General features: G+C 60.7%; 16 protein-coding genes. 10 read left to right on the top strand and 6 right to left on the bottom strand.

The genetic code is table 11. The features are described from left to right. Positions 1-5: 5 nt before the first annotated feature. Positions 6-2,708 carry a conjugal transfer protein TraG N-terminal domain-containing protein gene (locus ACQ450_RS00945; protein WP_431470141.1) on the top strand — a complete coding sequence of 901 codons (2,703 nt, stop codon included), beginning with the start codon at positions 6-8 and terminating at the stop codon, positions 2,706-2,708. A gap of 3 nt (positions 2,709-2,711) precedes the next feature. On the opposite strand, the gene ACQ450_RS00940 is transcribed toward ACQ450_RS00945, so the two are convergent. Further along, positions 2,712-2,921: a hypothetical protein gene (locus tag ACQ450_RS00940; protein WP_431470140.1), complete on the bottom strand. Its 210-nt coding sequence runs from the start codon at positions 2,919-2,921 to the stop codon at positions 2,712-2,714. A gap of 131 nt (positions 2,922-3,052) precedes the next feature. Between ACQ450_RS00940 and ACQ450_RS00935 the strand changes: the two genes are divergently transcribed. The 9 genes from ACQ450_RS00935 (at position 3,053) to ACQ450_RS00895 (ending at position 11,616) form a co-directional block, all read left to right on the top strand. Further along, positions 3,053-3,661 carry a thermonuclease family protein gene (locus tag ACQ450_RS00935; RefSeq protein ID WP_431470139.1) on the top strand — a complete coding sequence of 203 codons (609 nt, stop codon included), beginning with the start codon at positions 3,053-3,055 and terminating at the stop codon, positions 3,659-3,661. After that, positions 3,655-3,786, top strand: coding sequence for a hypothetical protein (locus tag ACQ450_RS00930; protein WP_431470138.1), 132 nt, complete (start codon positions 3,655-3,657; stop codon positions 3,784-3,786). Before ACQ450_RS00935 ends, ACQ450_RS00930 begins: the two co-directional genes overlap by 7 nt. A 2-nt stretch (positions 3,787-3,788) precedes the next feature. Further along, entirely contained in the window at positions 3,789-3,980 is a 192-nt protein-coding gene (locus ACQ450_RS00925; RefSeq protein ID WP_431470137.1) for a DUF6961 family protein, read from the top strand. A 314-nt stretch (positions 3,981-4,294) separates the two neighbouring features. Beyond that, positions 4,295-4,930: a S24 family peptidase gene (locus ACQ450_RS00920; protein WP_431470136.1), complete on the top strand. Its 636-nt coding sequence runs from the start codon at positions 4,295-4,297 to the stop codon at positions 4,928-4,930. A gap of 492 nt (positions 4,931-5,422) precedes the next feature. Next, on the top strand, positions 5,423-7,141 hold the full coding sequence (locus ACQ450_RS00915; RefSeq protein WP_431470135.1) for a DEAD/DEAH box helicase family protein: 1,719 nt from the start codon (positions 5,423-5,425) through the stop codon (positions 7,139-7,141). Positions 7,142-7,143: 2 nt separating this feature from the next. Continuing rightward, positions 7,144-7,332, top strand: coding sequence for a hypothetical protein (locus ACQ450_RS00910; RefSeq protein ID WP_431470134.1), 189 nt, complete (start codon positions 7,144-7,146; stop codon positions 7,330-7,332). After that, entirely contained in the window at positions 7,332-9,239 is a 1,908-nt protein-coding gene (locus ACQ450_RS00905) for an AAA family ATPase (RefSeq protein WP_431470133.1), read from the top strand. Before ACQ450_RS00910 ends, ACQ450_RS00905 begins: the two co-directional genes overlap by 1 nt. Further along, positions 9,236-9,760, top strand: a complete 525-nt coding sequence (locus ACQ450_RS00900) for a hypothetical protein (protein ID WP_431470132.1) — start codon at positions 9,236-9,238, stop codon at positions 9,758-9,760. Before ACQ450_RS00905 ends, ACQ450_RS00900 begins: the two co-directional genes overlap by 4 nt. Before the next feature lie 2 nt (positions 9,761-9,762). After that, entirely contained in the window at positions 9,763-11,616 is a 1,854-nt protein-coding gene (locus ACQ450_RS00895) for a DUF262 domain-containing protein (RefSeq protein WP_431470131.1), read from the top strand. On the opposite strand, the gene ACQ450_RS00890 is transcribed toward ACQ450_RS00895, so the two are convergent. The 5 genes from ACQ450_RS00890 to dndB are packed head-to-tail and all read right to left on the bottom strand — an operon-like array spanning position 11,613 to position 17,619. After that, entirely contained in the window at positions 11,613-12,797 is a 1,185-nt protein-coding gene (locus tag ACQ450_RS00890; protein WP_431470130.1) for a cysteine desulfurase family protein, read from the bottom strand. The two genes, ACQ450_RS00895 and ACQ450_RS00890, sit on opposite strands and share 4 nt — an antisense overlap. Continuing rightward, positions 12,794-13,171, bottom strand: coding sequence for a DndE family protein (locus ACQ450_RS00885; protein ID WP_431470129.1), 378 nt, complete (start codon positions 13,169-13,171; stop codon positions 12,794-12,796). Before ACQ450_RS00885 ends, ACQ450_RS00890 begins: the two co-directional genes overlap by 4 nt. Further along, the gene (dndD, locus tag ACQ450_RS00880) at positions 13,158-15,101 is read right to left on the bottom strand and encodes a DNA sulfur modification protein DndD (RefSeq protein ID WP_431470128.1); all 1,944 of its coding nucleotides are present in this window, start codon (positions 15,099-15,101) and stop codon (positions 13,158-13,160) included. Before dndD ends, ACQ450_RS00885 begins: the two co-directional genes overlap by 14 nt. Continuing rightward, the gene (dndC, locus tag ACQ450_RS00875) at positions 15,098-16,522 is read right to left on the bottom strand and encodes a DNA phosphorothioation system sulfurtransferase DndC (RefSeq protein ID WP_431470127.1); all 1,425 of its coding nucleotides are present in this window, start codon (positions 16,520-16,522) and stop codon (positions 15,098-15,100) included. The genes dndD and dndC overlap by 4 nt, the downstream gene beginning before the upstream one ends. After that, positions 16,519-17,619 (bottom strand): DNA sulfur modification protein DndB, encoded by a 1,101-nt coding sequence (dndB, locus tag ACQ450_RS00870; protein WP_431470126.1) that lies wholly within the window; start codon positions 17,617-17,619, stop codon positions 16,519-16,521. Before dndB ends, dndC begins: the two co-directional genes overlap by 4 nt. Positions 17,620-18,000 lie beyond the last annotated feature (381 nt).

Genomic DNA, 18,000 nt, shown 5'->3' with positions numbered 1-18,000 from the left:
AGCAAGTGGTCGAGATATTCACTGTCGGCGGCGGCGAATACATCGTCAACGTGCTGAACGCAGTCGCCGCCTGGACCGGTGCCGGCGGCTACAAGAGCCTGATCCAGGTCGCGCTGGTGATGGGCATGGCGCTGGCGGTCATCGTGCTCGCCTTCAATCAGGACTGGCGCGCCTGGCTCAACTGGTTCCTCGGCGCGACGCTCATCTACATGTGCCTGATGGTGCCGCGGATGGACGTGCACGTCACCGACCGCGTGAATCCCGGCCTTGCTCCGGCCACGGTCGCCGATGTCCCGCTGGGGCTCGCCCTGATGGCAAGCTTCACCAGCCAGGCTGGCGACTATCTTACGCGCTCCGCCGAGCTGGTCTTCGGCTTGCCCGAAGATCTCAACTACTCAAAGAACGGGATGATCTACGGCGCGCGGCTGCTCGAGGCGACGCGCTCGCTGCGCATCAATGATCCCGAGTTCGCCGCCAACTTCGACGAGCATGTCCGGCAATGCGTGTTCTACGATCTGCTGCTCGGCCGCTACTCGATGAAGGAGCTGTCCGGGAGCAACGACATCTGGGCGACCATCGCGCCGGGCAGCGCGGCGCGTGCACAGAAGTTCGTGACCCGCCAAAGCGACAACACCGTCACCGCCTCGATCGTCACCTGCCGCGAGGCGTACACCGCGCTCTCGAACCAGTGGGCTGGTCTCATCGACGAGATGACACTTGTAGCGGGCCGCCAGCTCTATCCGCGCCAGAGCGAAGCGCTCGCCAGGGCCAAGCTGCTCGCCGATCTGCCGATTGCCTACCAGTATCTGAGCGGCGTCTCGCAGAGCGCGAGCGCGATCTTCCGCCAGGTCCTCACCATTAATGCGATGAACCAGGCGATGCACGGCTTTGCCGGCGCGAGCGGCACGACCAGCGTCGATGTCTTCGCCCAGACACGCGCAGACATCCAGACCGAGCGCACCTATTCCTCGATCGCGCACAATGCCATGAAGTGGGTGCCGATCCTCAACATCGTGCTGACCGTCGTGTTCTACGCGCTGTTCCCTGTTCTCTTCCCGCTGTTCCTGATGCCGAAGACCGGGCCGCTGGCTCTCAGAGGCTACGTCACTGGCTTCTTCTATCTTGCTGCCTGGGGACCGTTGTTCGTCATCCTGCACATGATCCTGATGTTCAAGGGCGCGAGCGATGTCGCCGCCGCGAGCGGCAGCACCGGGCTTAGCCTGGCGACCTTCGGCGGAATGAGCGACGTCAACAGCGATATCGGCGTGCTCGCCGGCTATCTCGTCGCCTCGGTGCCGTTCCTCGCCGGCGGCGTGGCCAAGGGCGCCATGGCCATCTCCACCCAGGCGACCTCCTACCTTAACCCGAGCCAGAATGCGGCCGAGGAGGCCGCGCGCGAGGCGAGCACTGGCAACGTCTCGCTCGGCAACTCGAACATCGACAATTCGAGCGTGTTCTCGCGCCAGTTCGCCCAAGGCAATCTCGCGCCCAACATCGCCTATGGCGCAGGCCAGACCCGCAGCTTCGGCGAGAGCGGCACACAGACCACCGGATTTCCCGGAGCCGAGTTCGCGCACGTGCCGACCTCGAGCTATCCGTTCAGCCCGACGCTCGGGCAGGATTTCAGCAGCCGGCTTTCGACCATTGCCGGGCAAAGCCGCAGCCAGAGCGAGACCTTCTCCAACCTCGCCCAGCAGTCGACGAGCTCGGCGGTCACCCGCTTCCACGAACTCCGCGACGCATGGTCGGCCAGCCGCTCGAACGAGACCGTCAGCGGAACCTCGAGCAGCGACAGCATCGGCACGGCCTTCAGCGAGATCGACAACGCCTCGCGGACGCTCCAGCAGCAGTTCGGCCTCTCCCGCCGCGCGGCCGACGACATCACCGTCTCGTGGTTCCTCAATGGCGATGCAGGGCTTGGCCTGAAGGGTGAACGGGGTGCGGGATCCGCGACGCTGGGAGTAAGAGGCGGCCGCAACCAGAGCTGGACAGACAGCGATATCGGCATCGCTTCCGAGGACCGGTCGCGGTTGTTCGGCGCGCTCAGGCAGATCTCCGAGAGCGAGAACTGGTCGACCGCTCGCGAAGGTTTTCTGCGCGAGACAAGTTCGAGCTCGGAAGCGCTTGTTTCGAGCAGCGCCGCGGGTCTCACCACGTCGCTCACCGAGGCGCAGAGCTACACCGTAGAAGCACGCCGCGCCGAAGAGCTTGCCAGTCGTCTCGAGAACCAGGCGAGCTGGTACGAAAGTGCCAATGCGGCGGGCTCGCTCAATCTCAGCCAGGCTTACCGCGAATGGGGTATGGCCGAGATCGAAGCCAACCGGGACTATTATGGCCCCGTCCATTTCGACGACATCGAGTTCCAGATGAGCGCGCAGGGCCAGCAATTGCAGGCGCGCTTCGTCGAGAGCTACGCGGATCGGCTGCATGGCGAGATCGCCGACGAGCTTGTCCTGCCTCCCTATTCGCCGGTCTCTCGCCCAGGCGTAAGTTCCCAAGGCGACGTGCGCGGTTCGGTCATGCTTGGAGGGTCTCCCCGGGCTTTGTCAGAATCGTCCGGCGAGCGCGAGGAGATTGAGCGAGAAGTCGAACGAGCGCAAGGTCGAGGTTCTCAGCGCCTGGATCAGGTGACTGGCTATCTAGATGGTCGCACCCGAGATGCTCGGGGGGCTTCGGAAGAAGCGGCTGATGAGGTCAAGAAATGGTGATCGCTAGAGAATTACGTCCTGCACGATCACGAAGGCTGCGAACGCTACCAGGGCCAGAAAGATCACGATTAGCTTGAGACGGCCCCACGGATCGGCCCAAGTCTTCTTCCAGGTGTAAGCGGTCAATCGGTTCTCGGCGATGGCCCGGTCGATTTCGCGAAAGCCCTGCCAATCCTGACTACCGGAGCTCCGGGATTTGTCTGGATCGCTCATCGACTATCTCCTTCAACGACCTGCCCCGCCAGCCTCTGCTCTTCCTGCAAATGGTTGGAGAGGCGCTGCATGCAGGTTAGCCCAAAAGGCTCCGCAATGCGATATGCAGGACTTGGCCCTTTCCGGCTGTGATGGCAGACAATCATGATGAACCGCGCACTCCTCATCACGACCAGTCTGGCTTGTTCGTGATGTTCCGGCGCAGATCGGAGAAGCAGCGCGACGGCAAGCCGGGTGCGCCGGTCTTCGACTTCCGCCAGGAGTTACAACGTCAGAAGCGGGCGAGGCGTCGCTCGCTGGCGATGCTTGTTGGCGGCGGCCTTCTGGCGGGAGCGGTCGGCGGGCTCATTGGAATCAACTGGCCCACCAGTATAGCGAGCGCACAAGCGGGTCAGGCGCACTCATTTGCCGTGTGCGGGACGATCCGCCAGACCTGCGTGGTCGATGGCGACACGATCTGGATCGAGGGTGTGAAGATACGCATTGCCGATATCGACACGCCGGAGATTTCCTCACCGCAATGCGATGCCGAGTACGAGCGAGGAATTCGTGCGCGCGATCGGCTTGTGGTGCTGCTCAATGAAGGCGAGTTCGACCTGCAGCCAATCGGCAACCGCGACGAGGACCAGTACGGACGCAAGCTGCGTGTCGTCACGCGCGATGGACGTTCACTGGGCGACCAGCTCGTCGGCGAGGGACTGGCACGCACCTGGACCGGGCGAAGGGAGCCGTGGTGCTGATGCGCGACTGGAACGACCACCACGATGACGCTCGGTCCACGAGCTGGATGCTGAAGCTCGAAGCGATGATCGTGGGTGCTTTGGTGCTATTTGGATTGATTGCGGCGTTCGGGGCGCTGTTTTGACGTTGAGCCGCGATCAGGAGCTTTGGGGCATGGCGCTGTGGGTTGAGAAAACCCATGGCTCCGATGGCGCGCAATTCATTGCCGAAACGATTGCACGGCTTCGACGCCGGGGCGAAGAAGACGGGGTTGCACTCTGGCAGGACGTGGCCCGTCGCTTCGAGCAGTTGAGCGAACGTACCGAGATCGAGAATTGATGGCCGCTTCGCCGCCCTTCGAGGGATCGACTTCGAACCTGGCGAGATAGCCTTCCAGCCGCAGAATCGTCCGCCGGCGCGGCTTTCGGCCCATCCTGAGATCAAGCACAAACCGGGGATCGCCGACGGCCCGTCTGCCGAAGCGCGTCGCTGAAATGCGGTGCTTCTTCAGATGGTTCTCGATGCGCTCAAGCAGGGTCATGTGCATCTCACTTCGACTGCGAATCGGCTTGCGTTCTTGTTATGTTCTTAGTAGGAAGATATCCGCGCGTCTAGGAAAACTCCTACAGGTTGGCTTTCGAAGGACACGACTGATGGAACATGTGAGGGAAGAGCTCGACCGCCTCATCTCCAAGGGAAACTATGGCTACGCGGCGATCTCGCGCATGCTTGGCCGTAATCCGAGCTACGTTCAGCAATTCATCAAGCGCGGCTCGCCGCGCAAGCTCGACAATGAGGATCGCAAGGTGCTTGCGAGCTTCTTCGGCGTCGACGAGCAGGTTCTTGGCGGCCCGGCCAATGCCGTCCTCGACGGCATGGTCGAAATTCCGGTTCTGGACGTCGAAGCCTCGGCTGGCTTTGGTGCTGTTGCAGCGAGTGAAAATGCGCAGACCAGGTTCGGGTTCGACGAGCGCTGGCTTCGCAGTTTGACTTCCGCGAAAAGCGCTAGCCTGTCGATCGTGAGAGTGACGGGCGATTCCATGGAGCCGACGCTCAGCAACGGCGACGAAGTGCTCGTCGATGCTTCGGATCACGCTTCGCGATTGCGGGACGGCATCTACGTCCTGCGCGCTGACGACGCGCTTGTTGTGAAGCGGATCGCCATCAAGCCAGGCGGAAAGCAGATCACCATCGCGAGCGACAACCCGGCCTATCCGACCTGGAACGACATGGACCGCTCCGAGGTGCACGTGGTCGGACGAGTAATCTGGTTTGGACGGGCGCTCTAGCCCGTAGGCAGGAGTCGGGCCGAATGGAGACTGTCCGCTTTCGGTTGTCTGATTGCTCGATGCTAACGTCCCGCTGACTTTCCGATTGCGGACTGCAAGGTTATGAGCCTCGGCTCAGCGTCGCCTGCAAGCGAAAGCGTCCCTCGCACCAAAACAGAGTTTACCACCAAGGCAGGGGAGCAAAAATGGGCAGGCGCGCGGCATTGCATCGCACGTCACGCTAGTGCATCCGTTCCCCCAGCTTCTATGGCATCCGAAGGGGATTAGGATTTCTCTCGAATGTCTTTGACGGGTGGGCAGCTATTGCGAGGCTTAAGCGACCTAGAATTGCCGGCGGACCTCGATACCTCCGTCGATGACATCGATGCGGTTTTATATAACCCGTGCCTTAGGCTGAGCGCGACCTACGATCGTGGCGTTGGCTATTTCTCGTCGTCGTGGCTCCGGAGGGTTGCAAATGGACTCGCGGTGTTTGCCGCACATGGCGGTCGCATGCGGCTTCTCACGAGCCCCATCCTTTCTGCCAAAGACTGGGCCGCGTTGAGAGACGGAGACCGTGCGCGGGTTGATCGCGAACTAGCCGATACAATGCGCATCGAGGTCGATAATCTCGAGGCTCATTCGCGTGACGATCCCGTTCAGGTCCTGGCCTGGATGATTGCCGATGAGTTGCTGGAAGTTCGCCTAGCGGTGCCGATGGGCAAGCTCGACGGCGATTATCATCCCAAGATGGGGCTCTTCTCGGACAGCAGCGGCAGCACCGTGGTGTTCCATGGCTCGCAGAATGAAACCGAGCGTGGGTTTCGCAACTTCGAAACGCTCGACATCTTCTGCAGTTGGCAGGGCGAGCGCGACGCGGAACGAATTGCCCGGCATGAGTCGCGGTTCGAACGCATCTGGGCGGGACGTGACCCCCATGTCGCAAGTTTCAGCTTACCCGACGCAATACGTAATCGCCTCGTACGCATTTCTCGTGCGCGCCCTCGACCCTATCCGCGGGAGGACGAAGCAACTGAGGAGAGCAAATGGGTCCATCAGGACCAAGCGGTCGAGCGCTTCCTTGAGAAGCGCGCCGGGGTTCTCGAAATGGCCACCGGGACCGGCAAGACCCGCACCGCCCAGAAGATAATCGCTCGCCTTGCTCACGACGTCGGGCTGGATACCGTTCTCGTCACGACCCGCAGTCTCGACCTGCTCGAGCAATGGTACACCGGATTTCTCAATGAACGCAGCTGGTCGCTGTTCCGCCACTTTGGGCCGCATCGGGAAGCCTCGCGTTTTCAGGCTGCCGGCGGACCGAAAATACTGTTCGTCGCGCAATCCTACCTGCAGGAAGTCCTTGGCGGCTTCCCGCCGCAGGTGGCCGCAAAGGCGATGTTCATTGGCGACGAGGTCCATGGCTTTGGATCGCCGTCGATGGTGCGCGATCTGACCGGCAAAGTAAGTCCCTTCGGCTACCGTCTCGGGCTCAGTGCGACGCCGGAGCGCATCTACGACACCGAGGGTCAGGCTTTCATCGAACACGAGGTCGGGCCGCAGATCTTCGAATTCACGCTCGAGGACGCAATCCGAAAAGGCATCCTGTGCGAGTTCGACTACACCCCCCTCCCCTACGAACTGTCCAACGACGACAAGGAAGCCATTCGGCAAGCGGTCCGGCGGCATCACGCCCGTCGCGCGGCAGGCGAAGCGTGGAGCGACGAAGCGCTTTACCGCGACATCGCCGCGGTTCGCAAAACATCACTCTCAAAACTCCCGCCATTCGAGCAGCATCTTGCCGAAAGGCCCGATCTCTACGAGCGCGCACTTATATTCGTCGAAACGCGAGACTATGGCAGGCTTGTGCAGCGCCAGTTGATGGATAGGGAGATCGTCTTTGGCACTTACTACGAGGGTGCCGACGCCGATCGGCTAGAAGAATTCATTCAGGGAAGAGTACAATGCCTAGTAAGTTGTCACAGACTATCGGAGGGCATCGACATTCCGTCGGTCCGCAATATTGTCCTTTTTGCTTCTGCGCGAGCGAGGCTTGAAACAATTCAGCGACTCGGTCGATGCCTCAGAGTCGACCCAAATGATCCCGCCAAGCGAGCCCATGTGCTGGACTTCGTCGACCTTGGGGAGGACGACAAGTCAGCTGGTGGGGCGGACCGGGATCGTCATGAATGGTTCACCCGGCTAAGCCAGGTCAAGCGGGAGGAAGTGAAGTAGCAATGGTCGGCGCCGACGAGGAAATCGACGAGGCGGTGCGCGCGGCCGTCGGCGCGCTCGTCAAAGACCAGGAGCTCGCTCGCTCACTGGCACAGTTCCTCATTGGCGCGCGCACCGCTCTTCCTTCCCAGGACAAGACGACCTGGATGATTGACGAACTACTTGAGCACCAGAAGGTCGAGCGTTCCTAATGGCTCTGCAGCTACGGATTCTCGGATGGAAGGCGCGCAACCTGCGGGGCTATCTGCGCTCTGCCGACATTCGTCTCGATCCCGACTCTTCACCCATAACCCTGCTGCAAATGCCGAACGGTACCGGCAAGACGACGACCATGTCGCTGATCCGTACGGTGCTGAGTGGGCGGCGGCCGGTTGACATCGCCTCCTACCGCGGAAGCGACAGCGTCAGCGACGGCTTTTTCGAGCTCCGTCTCAAACTGGATGAGGATCTCTACACAGTTGGTATCCGCTTTGAATTCAACACGCGCGAGGCTTTCTTCTACACTGATGGACTGGAAGGGCGCGAGCATGGGCACAATCTTCCCAACCTCGTTACAGACACGCTTCGAAGGGGCGTCACCGAACTGTTCGTTTTTGATGGCGAGTTGGCTGCCAAGATGATCGAGGACGGTGCCGGCGATGCCGACAAGTCGCTCGAGGTCCTTTATGGACTCGACGCGCTCGGCGATGTCGCGAGCACCGTCGAGCGGCTCAAGGACAAGCGGCGCCAACGCGTCAAAGACATAACCACGGCGAGTGCGAAGCACAGCGTTGAAAAAGCAGAAAAGGAAGCCAGCCAAGCGAAAGCAGCGTTGGCGCGGCTCGAAGCCGAACAAAGCAAGCTTGAGAAGGGAATAGCGGACAAGCGCAAGAGATTGAAGGAAATCGCCGCTCGGATCGAACAGCTCGGGCTGGACGACGACGATTTCAAGGCTCGCCAGCAGAAGGTCATCGACCAGCGGACTAAGGCCAAGACGGACAAGGCGACCGCCAGCGATCTCGCCCTGGAAAGTTTTCGATCGCCGCTTTCAATCAGCCCGGTTTTCCCGGACCGTCTGGCGCGCCTCAGTGAAACGCTGGAGAGCCGTAACCTTCCCCGGTCTTCCAGCACCTTCTTCACGATCATTGCGGGCCGCAAGGACTGCATCTGCGGTCGCGAACTCGAAGAAAAGGATCGCGCCCACATCCTCGAACATGCGGAAGACTATCTCGGCGAGGAAGAGGTCACGGTCATCAACGAGATCCGCTATCTCCTTCCTACGGTCATGCCGTCGGTAAAATCCTTCCACGCGATTGTTGAAGACCTGCGCGACGCGGACGCCCGGTTGCGCCAGGCAGATCAGGAGCAGGACCGCCTGAACGAGGAGGCGCGGAAGGTAGGTCGGCAGGAAATCGAGGCGCTTACCAAGGAACGCGACGAGATTGCCGATAAACTTGTCCTGGAAGAGAATGCGCTCAGGTTCTTGACCCAAAGTAGCGGGCAAGATGTCGACTGGCGCACGAACGTCCATGCCTGCCGACGCCGCTTCAAGGAGCTTCAGGAACGCTACGAAACCGCCGCCGGAACGCGCGATTACATGGAAGCGGCCGATCTCCTCATCCGGGCCGCGAGCAGTGCAAGGCAGGCAGCAAAGGCGCGCCTGCGCGAAAGGATCAAGGGCAGGACAAACGAAAACCTCGACGCCATTCTCACCAACGAACCCTTGCGCGTTGATCGGATCGAAGGCCGCCTGCATCTGCGCGGCGAAGGCGACATGCCCAAGGGCGGCGCGAGCGAAGGCCAGAAACTGGCGGTCTGCTACGCCTTCCTCACGGCACTGCTTTCCGAGGCCCCTTTCGGCATGCCGTTCATCGTCGATTCTCCGGCAGTGTCGCTTGACCTCACACTGCGGGCGACGGTGGGTTCACTCATTCCTCCCCTGTTTGATCAGCTCATCGTTTTCGTAATCTCGAGCGAACGGGAGGGGTTTGCTGACGCATTCAAGGAGAATCCCAAGGCAGCATTTAAGACGATCTCCCTAGAACGCGACACGGGCGAAGTCGTCGTTCATGACGATCCGCATACGTTCTTCTCCTTTCAAAGCGGGGACGCCCGATGAACGAAGGGGCAAGCGGGGCGACGGCGACCGGGTTCGTGCTCCCGGAAGGCGCGCGCGAATTCTTCGACTACAGTGCACAGAAGCTGTTCGGAAAGTTCTCGCGGTCCGCGGGCGAACAGCGCGACATGATCATGTTCGACGCTTTTTGGGCGAGCCTGGTAGTAGGCCTCCTCGCACGAAAACAGGGAGATGCAGAAAGCCTCAAAGGCGATCGCTTCCTCGCCGCCTATCCCGACGACTACGAACCCTTTGCTGAATATATCGCCGGCCTTCTCGTCGAAGCTGAGCTCGCCACTCTGCACACCGAGGACTACACAGAGCGACAGCTCGAACGCGCCATTTCTCGCTTGCTCAAGGTATCGGCGCCCACACGTCTATCCCCAGACGGGTTGAAACTGCTCAATCTCTACGCAGCAGGAGGCTTCAAGATACTCGCGGACCGCATGCGCCCCAGACCATCGGACGCCTCCAGCTTCATGCAGCGCTATGAAGCGCTCCTGGCCGAACTTTCGGACGTATAGTCATGGCGCTGGCACCAGTCCTTTCACGCGGCGACATGCTTTGCCAGCGCGCAACAGCGCACACCCTGGCGGCGCTCTTCGGCGGTATCACGGTGTTCAAGGTTCCGGCCTTCCAGCGCGTCTACTCCTGGGACGCTGAAGCGGTCGACGCGTTCCTCGCGGACATAGAGCGGTGCTACCTCAAGCGGCGCGACGATGAGCCGGAGAGACATTTCTTCGGATCGATCGTCACCGGCCCGGCCAGTTCAGGCAACTCGGTGCAGCCGCACAGGCAGGTGCTCGACGGCCAGCAGCGATTGGCCACCTTTGCGCTCTTCATGTCCACTCTCGTCCATGAGTACCGCAAGCTTGCGGAGGACTTTCCCGCCGATGCGGCCATCCGCCAGGCCCTCAAGAGCCGTGCCAACTTCATTTGGTCACAGTACATCATGGCTGAAGACGTGCAGCTGATGGAGATCAAGGAAACCTTTTCGATAAGCCTCAACCAAGCCGACGACGCGTTCTTCAAATCCTTGCTTCGCGGCGAGACGCCCGATGTTCACTCGGAATCCCACGAACGCCTGCAGGATGCCCATAAGCGGATTTCCGATTTCCTCGCCAACAAACGTGACGCCGCGGCAGACAAGCCAGAAGTTCTAAATGGCTTTTACCGGCTCCTCGTCTCCGACCTCGAGATCGTGCATATCGAGGCTGGCGATCCGCGCCATGCAAGCCAGATCTTTCGGGTGCTCAACAACCGGGGAATCCCGGTGAGCATCTGCGATTTGCTGCGCGCATCGACGATGGAGCTTTGCGAAGGGAAATTGCAGGACGCGGAGTTCGCGGAACTGCGCGATGCATGGCTCGCGATCGCCTCGATTGAGCAGCCTTCCCCCGATGATGCCCTACAGATGGCGCAGAAGGCGCGCCTTCCAGGGTCCGATCCGGTTGCGCAAACGTCGGCAAAATTCGAAGTCGGCTTCTTTCCGCAGCTCGAGGGGATGGAACAGCTCACTCCCGACGATGCGCGCGAGCTGCTGCAATCGGTACGCGAGCGCCGGGATGACATCCGGGCCATCGAGGCCTTGTCAAAAGGCGACGTCCATACGGCCCTCGAAACAGAATTCTCAGCCGTCGAACGATGCCTCGCGCAATCCTTGTTGGGGGAACAAAAGCAGGGCTGGATCTTGCCCCTGCTCTACAACGCGCGCCTTGCCAACCAGCAAGTGCGCAGCCGAATCCTGCTCGATCTTGTCCTGTTCGGCTTCCGCTATGGCGTGGTGGTCCGCGCTCCCATCGCCCCGTTCGAGAAGGCCATGCGGATGCCCCAGGTGATCCTGCTCGAGGAGCCCGGAAACTTCAACATCGGCGATCTGGAAACCAGGTTGCGCGATCTGCTCCTGCAGCACGCGAACGATGAAGCCTTCGCGAACGGCCTGAAGGAGCTCGATTACGGCAGGAACAAGAAGGCCATCCGGTTCCTGCTCGCGGTCGCCGAATTCACAAGGGAATGGTTCGACGCAGGTGCCCAAGGTCGCCCGCAATATCTCACGCCCGATCAGGCGATCGATCTGAGCAAGATAACGATCGAACACATAGGCCCCCAGAACCCGGCCGACGCCGATCCCTTGCTAAGGCCGCTTGTTCACAGGCTCGGCAACCTTACGCTCCTGGCGGGCAAAGCCAATGATGACGCCGCGAACAAGGAGTTCGCCGAGAAGAAGGCTATTTTTGCAGCGTCCAATCTCCGTCTCAATCAGGATTTGGTCGCGCACGACGAATGGACACCCGAACTCGCCACCGCGCGCCAGGAGGCCCTCATCGGGCAGGCAATGAGAGTCTTCTCGCTCGACCATCATCAACAAGGTCCAGGCTAGGCCGAAACCACCTCATTGAGTGCACCCATCTGACCACTGCGCAGCATCGAGACGCCCGCCTTGATGAGTTCGGCAGCACGGGCGACGTCAGCATCGCTCGTCGCCACGCCAAGGCCCAGGCGGAAGCCGGTCCGGGTGCGATCCGACGGTCCGAACATTGCTGACAGGACAGTGGAGGAATGCACCTTGTCGGTTGCGCATGCGCTTCCAGTCGAAAAGATGAGCTGATCGCGCAGCCGATGCTGGAGGGCATGCGGATCGACGCCGGCAATGCTGACATTCAAGGTGTTGGGGATACGTGGGGCAGCGCCTCCGTTGATGTTGAGACCGGGGATAGAAATGAGCGCCTGCTGGAGTGCGTCCCGTTTTGACTCGAGTTCGGAAATACCAGGCAACCAATCCGCCCGCCGATCGAATGCTGCTTCCATCCCGAGTATCGCCTCGGTGTTCAGTGTCCCGGGCCTAAGCCCGCGTTCCTGCCCTCCGCCGGTCGATGACGGCACAAGCCGAGCGCGCGGTCGCCGGGATCGCGCGAAAAGAATTCCGATGCCTCTGGGCCCGTACATCTTGTGCCCGGACAGGCTCGCAAGGGTTACTCCGAGCGCCGACAGATCGACCGGCAGGTGCGCTGCAAGCTGCGTAAGGTCGCAATGATACGGCACGCCCGCTTCGGCGCAGATCGCCGCAATTTCGGCGGCGGGATGAATGACGCCTGTTTCGTTGTTCGCACCCATGATCGTGACGAGCGCCGTTTCGCGGACAAGAGCAGCCCGGAATTCTTTGAGGTCGATCCGACCCTCTTCGTCGACCGGCAGGACCACCACCTCTGCGCCCTCGGCTTCGAGTGACAGAACCGTCTGAAGCACCGAGGGATGCTCGCTCGCCGCGGTCAGGATCTGGCGTCTATTGGCTGAACTCCCGGCGCGGAAAGCCCCCCTTATGGCGATGTTGTTGGCCTCGGTGGCGCCGCTCGTGAAAACCAGATCGCTCGGTCGCGCTCCCAAGCGTGCGGCAATGTTGCTCCGCGCGGTTTCGACTGCTTGATGAGCAGCATTTCCCCATGCATGATCGACCGAGGACGCATTGGCGACATGAGCACGCATGGAACTGATCATGCGCTCGATCACGAATGGGTCTGTAGGCGTCGATGCATTGTGATCGAGATAGATCGGTTGTGTCACGCTGGTGCGCCAGCCATCAATCGCGCAACATCACTCGGCGTCTTTACTCTGAGGGCCATCTGCGAGATCCCCCGTTCGATATGCGCAACCATGCAGTCGATCAGGCGGTCGGAATCGAGTTCAATCGAGGCATTGCCCTCAACCAATTCGACAAGCGCGAGGTAGACATCTTGGTCGGTGCCCAAAAGCGTATAGGTGTTGAATTCCTGTCCACTCCCCTCCCCAGGCCTCGCAAGCTGCCCGAGCGCGCCACCTTCCAGACTGGTGGTTAGTGCCATCCGCGCAAGAAGGTTGGGTGTCAGCCGCGCCCGTTGCGCCAATGCCCGCAACACGCCGCCCGCATCCTTGGAAATGGAAATCTTAGAGGGCAGCATAGGCGCGGGCCTCCACCATAGGCTCATTCAGAACCGTCACCCCTGTGGTGAAGTCTCTTTCGCCCACTCCGAGCTTGAGATGCCGGCTCACGAATGGCTCCAGTTGCGCCGCCACCTCCGTAGTCAATTCGGTATCGGTGCACAAAAGGACGACCTGCTCACTGGCCCCGGCGAGATACTGGCCAACGATCCGTTCTCGGTGCAGTCGATCAAGCCGGCCAAGAGGAGTATCGATCACGAGCGGCAAGGCACGTTCGCTGGTCCTGGCGAGCGCCCACAGAAGTGCAACGGCGAACAGCTGGCGTTCGCCCGCCGACAGGCTGTCGAGCGCAATCACTTCCCCTTCGCTGCCGATCAGGGAGATTTCGAAGCTCTCGGGATCAAGCTTGACCCTTCCCACTAGCGTTGGCCTTCGCAAGAGCTTGTGCAAGCATGAAAGGACATACTCTTCCAGGGCCGCGATACGCCGTTCGAGGACCCGCTCCTCGTAATCAACCAGCGCGGCCCGTGCCTTGCCTGCAAGCGCCGCGCTCCGGCCGAGCTTCGCGGTAGTGAAGACCTGATCTTGCAGACGCTCTAGTCGAGCCCTTTGGTGATCCCTTCGGCTTCGAAGACGCGTGACCAGGCCATCCTGCTCTTCCAGCGCCGCGCCCAATCGTCCTCGCTCGAATTCGGCCTTACGAATGGCGTCGAGCGAGACGTCGCCAACGCCTTTGGCAAAGGCTTCCAGCTGATCGTCGGCGGCCTGAGCGGCGAGGAGATTCTTGTCGAGGCGTTCTGCCAATTCGCGGCAGCGGCCCCGATCGAATGTCTCTATGTCAGCCACCCTGCGTCGCAGCGCGCCTGCTCCATTTAGCGCCCAGCGCGGCAGCGTCTTGGTCTCCGCAGCGACAAACTCGCGAAACTGTTCCCACACCGCTGGGGGCCGTCCCGTACGCTTTGGCCCTTGCGCTTCGAACTCGTCGACAAGGCGCTTGGCAGCCATCTTGGCTTGATAAAGTTCAGCCTCCCCCGCGGCATCTTGCAGGCGGCGCAGCGTGGCTGGGGCCAACATGAGCGGGCCAAACCCTGCTGCAATTTCTCGAAGTTCGCTTAGGAGCGCCTGCTGTTCTTCTTCGACGCGCTTCCTGTCCTGCTTCGCTCCGACCTCATCCATAGCGGACATGCCGCCTTCCTTTCGAAATGCCGCTTCGGCGCGATGTAGACGGGCATTGGCCTGATCACGCTCGGACGCCAGCTGGGCCCTCTTTTCTTCAGCGCGTGTCAGTTCACCCTCGGCCGCCTTCAAATCGCGTGTCGCCGCCTTGAGATCATCCGCTCCCTCGCCCGACTTCTGTCGGGCAACGAAAAGGGCAAGGTCGCTGCGTAGCTGCTCGATTATGTCGAGACCGAGCAGCGGACGTATAGCCTGCTGGAGTCCGGCCGACGCATCCCCTTGGGCAATCTCCTGTATCTTTTCGCCATCGAAGAAGAACAGCTGCGAAACCCCAGGAGGTATCATGTCGTTGAGGATGTCCTGCCATTCCTCAACACTCGTATCGTTTCGGCAGGCCCCGTTCACCAACACGGTCAGCATTTCCTCGACGCCGTTGCCCTTCACGTTCCAGCGACGCCGTATGGCGTAGGAAAGCTCTTCTCCCTTTTCGTGACGCCGCAAATCGAGACCGATTTCCATAGTGGTTTCCGGAAGACCGCGATGGAGGCGATCGTTCAGATGGGCCTCGTATGCCTTCTGAGACACGCGGTTTCCGAGAGCAGCCTTGCCATAGAGCGCCAAGCGGATCGCCTCGAGAAAGGTCGTCTTGCCAGCACCATTGTGGCCTTCAATCAGGACGATTGGCTTCCCGCCCCGCTCGTCGGGGCCCAGATCGAAAGCGTGGTCGCCGCCATAAATCCCGAAATTGCGAAGCCGGAGACGCTCGATGATCATGAGAATTGCGCTCCTACGCGCGCCCGCTCTTCGCGCTCATCCATCACTGCATCGAGATCACGCCATTCCTTGGAAAGGATGGTCTCGATCCTCCTATGAATGGAGCTGCGGCGTTTCTGCCCGGCGACCTCACGCTCGGCATTCAAGAGTTCGGCCAACAGCTGAGGCGGCAGGTCGTGATGCTCACAGACAATGCGCAGTGCGGCCGCGTCATCTGCATCAAATCGAAAGTCCGATGACTGCTTGCGCTCGAGTTCACAGCCCATGATATCCGCAACAAGTAGATGCACGGTGTCCTGCCAGTCGCCGAGCTCCTCGCGCCAGATGCGCTGGATTTCGAGCAGTTCGGCTTCCTGGATGAGCACGACCTTTTCGCCCGGGGGGGCATTTTGGGCGACCTCGTTCTGCACCGCGAGAAGACGGGAAAGAATCTCCTTGCGAAAATCGAATAGATAAGGTCCCGGGATCGGAGCCTCGCGAGCCTCGACGAAGGTCACGCTGCCGTTTCGACGGCGAAAATCCCGAACCTCCTTCTTGCGCTCGGGATCCTGCGTAGCCGCCAGAAAATCCCGCAATTCAAGGAGGGGTTCGAGCCATTCCTCACCATTGTCGACCATCGCCTCCATCGCCTTGTCTTTGGTGACGACGGTGCAAACCCAGCAGCCGAACCGGGACTTCCCGCAGCTCTCGGTCTTAGTATCGACGACAAGGGGGCATTCGCCTGCTTGCGCATTGCGATAGAGGGTCACGAGCTCCTTGTTGTCACCGCCCCAAGGGCGGTCGCCCTGCAAGAGATAACTCCACACATCATCGAGGCTGAGGTCTTCGATCGGTGTGTAGACAAGCGCGCCCGGAAGCCGCGTGTGCCGCGAAAATTCCGAGTTGTGATGCTTGTGAAGCGCCATCACCTGCGCGCGTGTAGCCGATTCCGCGCGGCGGACTCCCAGCACCATCACTACTTCGCCGAATTCGGCCACCTTGCGCTTGATGAAGGCATTGGCCGGATCGATTTTCAGGCGTTCAGTACACCATCGAAAACGGCGGGATGGAGCGGGGTAGCCGCGGCCGATGAGATTGACCCAGAAACTGTCTGAAATATCGGGTGAGACCTTGTGTGCCGAGATCGGCATTTTCTGGGCCTCTGCTGCGGCGTTGATGTCGGCGAGCGCCCGATCGATGTAATCGACGATGACAGGTGTCTCGACCAGCGTGTCCGAGCTCAAGACGTAAACCGGTTTGATGCGATCTGCTGGCGGAAGGCCTGCCAGTGCCCGCCAGACCATTTGCAGAGCGCAAGTCGAATCCTTGCCTCCGCTGTAGCCGATCACCCAGGGGCGCTCGTCCCGCACATACGCGCTCCTGATCGATGCCTCTAGGTCCGTGAAGGTGACCCGCTGCGGGTTGCTCGCACCTCCCATCATGCAGCATCCTGCTGCATCGCGGTGTCATCGAACGACTCTTCGGCAGCCACGACGCGTTGATCGAGCGGCAGGCCAAGGGTCCGAAACAGTGCGGCGGCTCCGAGTAGGACAGCTCTGCGTTGGCCGGCAATTCGGGCACCGTTCAGCACCCGACCTTCCCACAGGTGAAGATTACGCCGGGACCAATCGACCTCGGACAGGGGCTTGAGTATTTCCGGAATAGCAACCGCGTCCTTCTCGATCGCCGCAGCACCGACAACACCCAAGGCCTGAAGCATCACGCCGTGAGCGTGGACAGTTTCGTGTCGCAATTCGCATGCGGAGATCGCGCCAGCATCAAGCCTCTGCCAATCAGGCATGCGATCGTAGACCGCATTCCAAAACAGGCTCGTCAACTGCGTCGTTTCAACGCCAAAGCGATCGGCGGCGGGACCCGCCAACCACTCATGCGCCTGGTTGAGACTCGATAGGGTATAGAGCTTGTTCGTGCGGTTCGAGATTGAGGTCTTCTCGCGTTCGATGAAGCGCCCGAAGAACGGCACTTGGGACAGCACGTCAGATGTCAGTCGCGCAAGCGGATCGCGGTGGTTGTAGAGCACGCTGAGGGATCCGGAGGGCCGCACAGCATTCTTGTTGAGGTCTGCGAACATCTGCTGGCTGCGTGAAAGGCCCCGATCCGCAAAGACCACAACGGAAATGGTCTCACTCTCGAGTTCGGGGCACTCGCGCAGAGCTTCCTCGATCGCGGCGCGACGATGCTGGCCGTCGTTCAGCAAGATCTTCGCGTCCATCGGGAAGCTCAAAAGCCCAACGTTCCGCAGAGGGCCGTCGGGTGAAGCGGGCTCGAATATCAAGTCCCCATCGATCGAGGCGCACAGCGAACTGAGGATATACTCGCCAGAATTGCCGCTGAGATAGGAAGCGATTTGCGGGACACGGGCCTTCGAGAGAACGCGCTGAGCACGGAGGTCTGCTGGCAGATCCCCTTCATCAAAGAGGAAAAGCCTGGGCACCATCTTCAAGGGAACCATGATCGTGTAGTAAGCGGTTCGCGCCTGAATACCGCGAATTGCCTCAAAGCTGAAAGTGTTCGCCAAACCGCATCCTCCAATCGAGTTGGAAGTTCGTGGAAGTTGCTGCGGAAGTCAATCAGATTCGCGATCTGGCGTGCAAATCCGCGAGCGCGTGAAACACGTTGGTTCGAACTCGCAGGGGCAAGCAAACGGCGAGGCAAGCGGATGGAACTTTATGCAGGGATCGCGATGGCGGTGCGCCGCTGCGCCTATAGATCTCAGGCCCCAGCACTGGAAATCCAAGCCTCTCAATACCGCATGCGCTTCACCACTCGCTTCCACTCTCGTGGCGTAGGCATCGGCAGCTGCACGTCGGTATCATTGCCGCGCACCAGGTTGAGGCGAATGGGGCGGACACGGTAACCGCTCCTGTCCCTGCGGCGGCACCAAAAGCGCCTGATCGCC

This window comes from Sphingosinithalassobacter sp. LHW66-3 (assembly GCF_050703275.1).
Lineage (GTDB): Bacteria > Pseudomonadota > Alphaproteobacteria > Sphingomonadales > Sphingomonadaceae > Sphingomonas.
The sequence above is the reverse complement of the archived record's forward strand: the minus strand, read 5'-3'. Positions and strand labels throughout refer to the sequence as shown.

Bases quoted from the DNA above. Each gene is read 5' to 3' on its own strand.
- ACQ450_RS00940 (WP_431470140.1), bottom strand. From the start codon at position 2,921: ATGAGCGATCCAGACAAATCCCGGAGCTCCGGTAGTCAGGATTGGCAG.
- ACQ450_RS00935 (WP_431470139.1), top strand. From the start codon at position 3,053: ATGGCAGACAATCATGATGAACCGCGCACTCCTCATCACGACCAGTCT.
- ACQ450_RS00920 (WP_431470136.1), top strand. From the start codon at position 4,295: ATGGAACATGTGAGGGAAGAGCTCGACCGCCTCATCTCCAAGGGAAAC.
- ACQ450_RS00915 (WP_431470135.1), top strand. From the start codon at position 5,423: ATGCGGCTTCTCACGAGCCCCATCCTTTCTGCCAAAGACTGGGCCGCG.
- ACQ450_RS00910 (WP_431470134.1), top strand. From the start codon at position 7,144: ATGGTCGGCGCCGACGAGGAAATCGACGAGGCGGTGCGCGCGGCCGTC.
- ACQ450_RS00905 (WP_431470133.1), top strand. From the start codon at position 7,332: ATGGCTCTGCAGCTACGGATTCTCGGATGGAAGGCGCGCAACCTGCGG.
- ACQ450_RS00900 (WP_431470132.1), top strand. From the start codon at position 9,236: ATGAACGAAGGGGCAAGCGGGGCGACGGCGACCGGGTTCGTGCTCCCG.
- ACQ450_RS00895 (WP_431470131.1), top strand. From the start codon at position 9,763: ATGGCGCTGGCACCAGTCCTTTCACGCGGCGACATGCTTTGCCAGCGC.
- ACQ450_RS00885 (WP_431470129.1), bottom strand. From the start codon at position 13,171: ATGCTGCCCTCTAAGATTTCCATTTCCAAGGATGCGGGCGGCGTGTTG.
- dndD (WP_431470128.1), bottom strand. From the start codon at position 15,101: ATGATCATCGAGCGTCTCCGGCTTCGCAATTTCGGGATTTATGGCGGC.
- dndC (WP_431470127.1), bottom strand. From the start codon at position 16,522: ATGATGGGAGGTGCGAGCAACCCGCAGCGGGTCACCTTCACGGACCTA.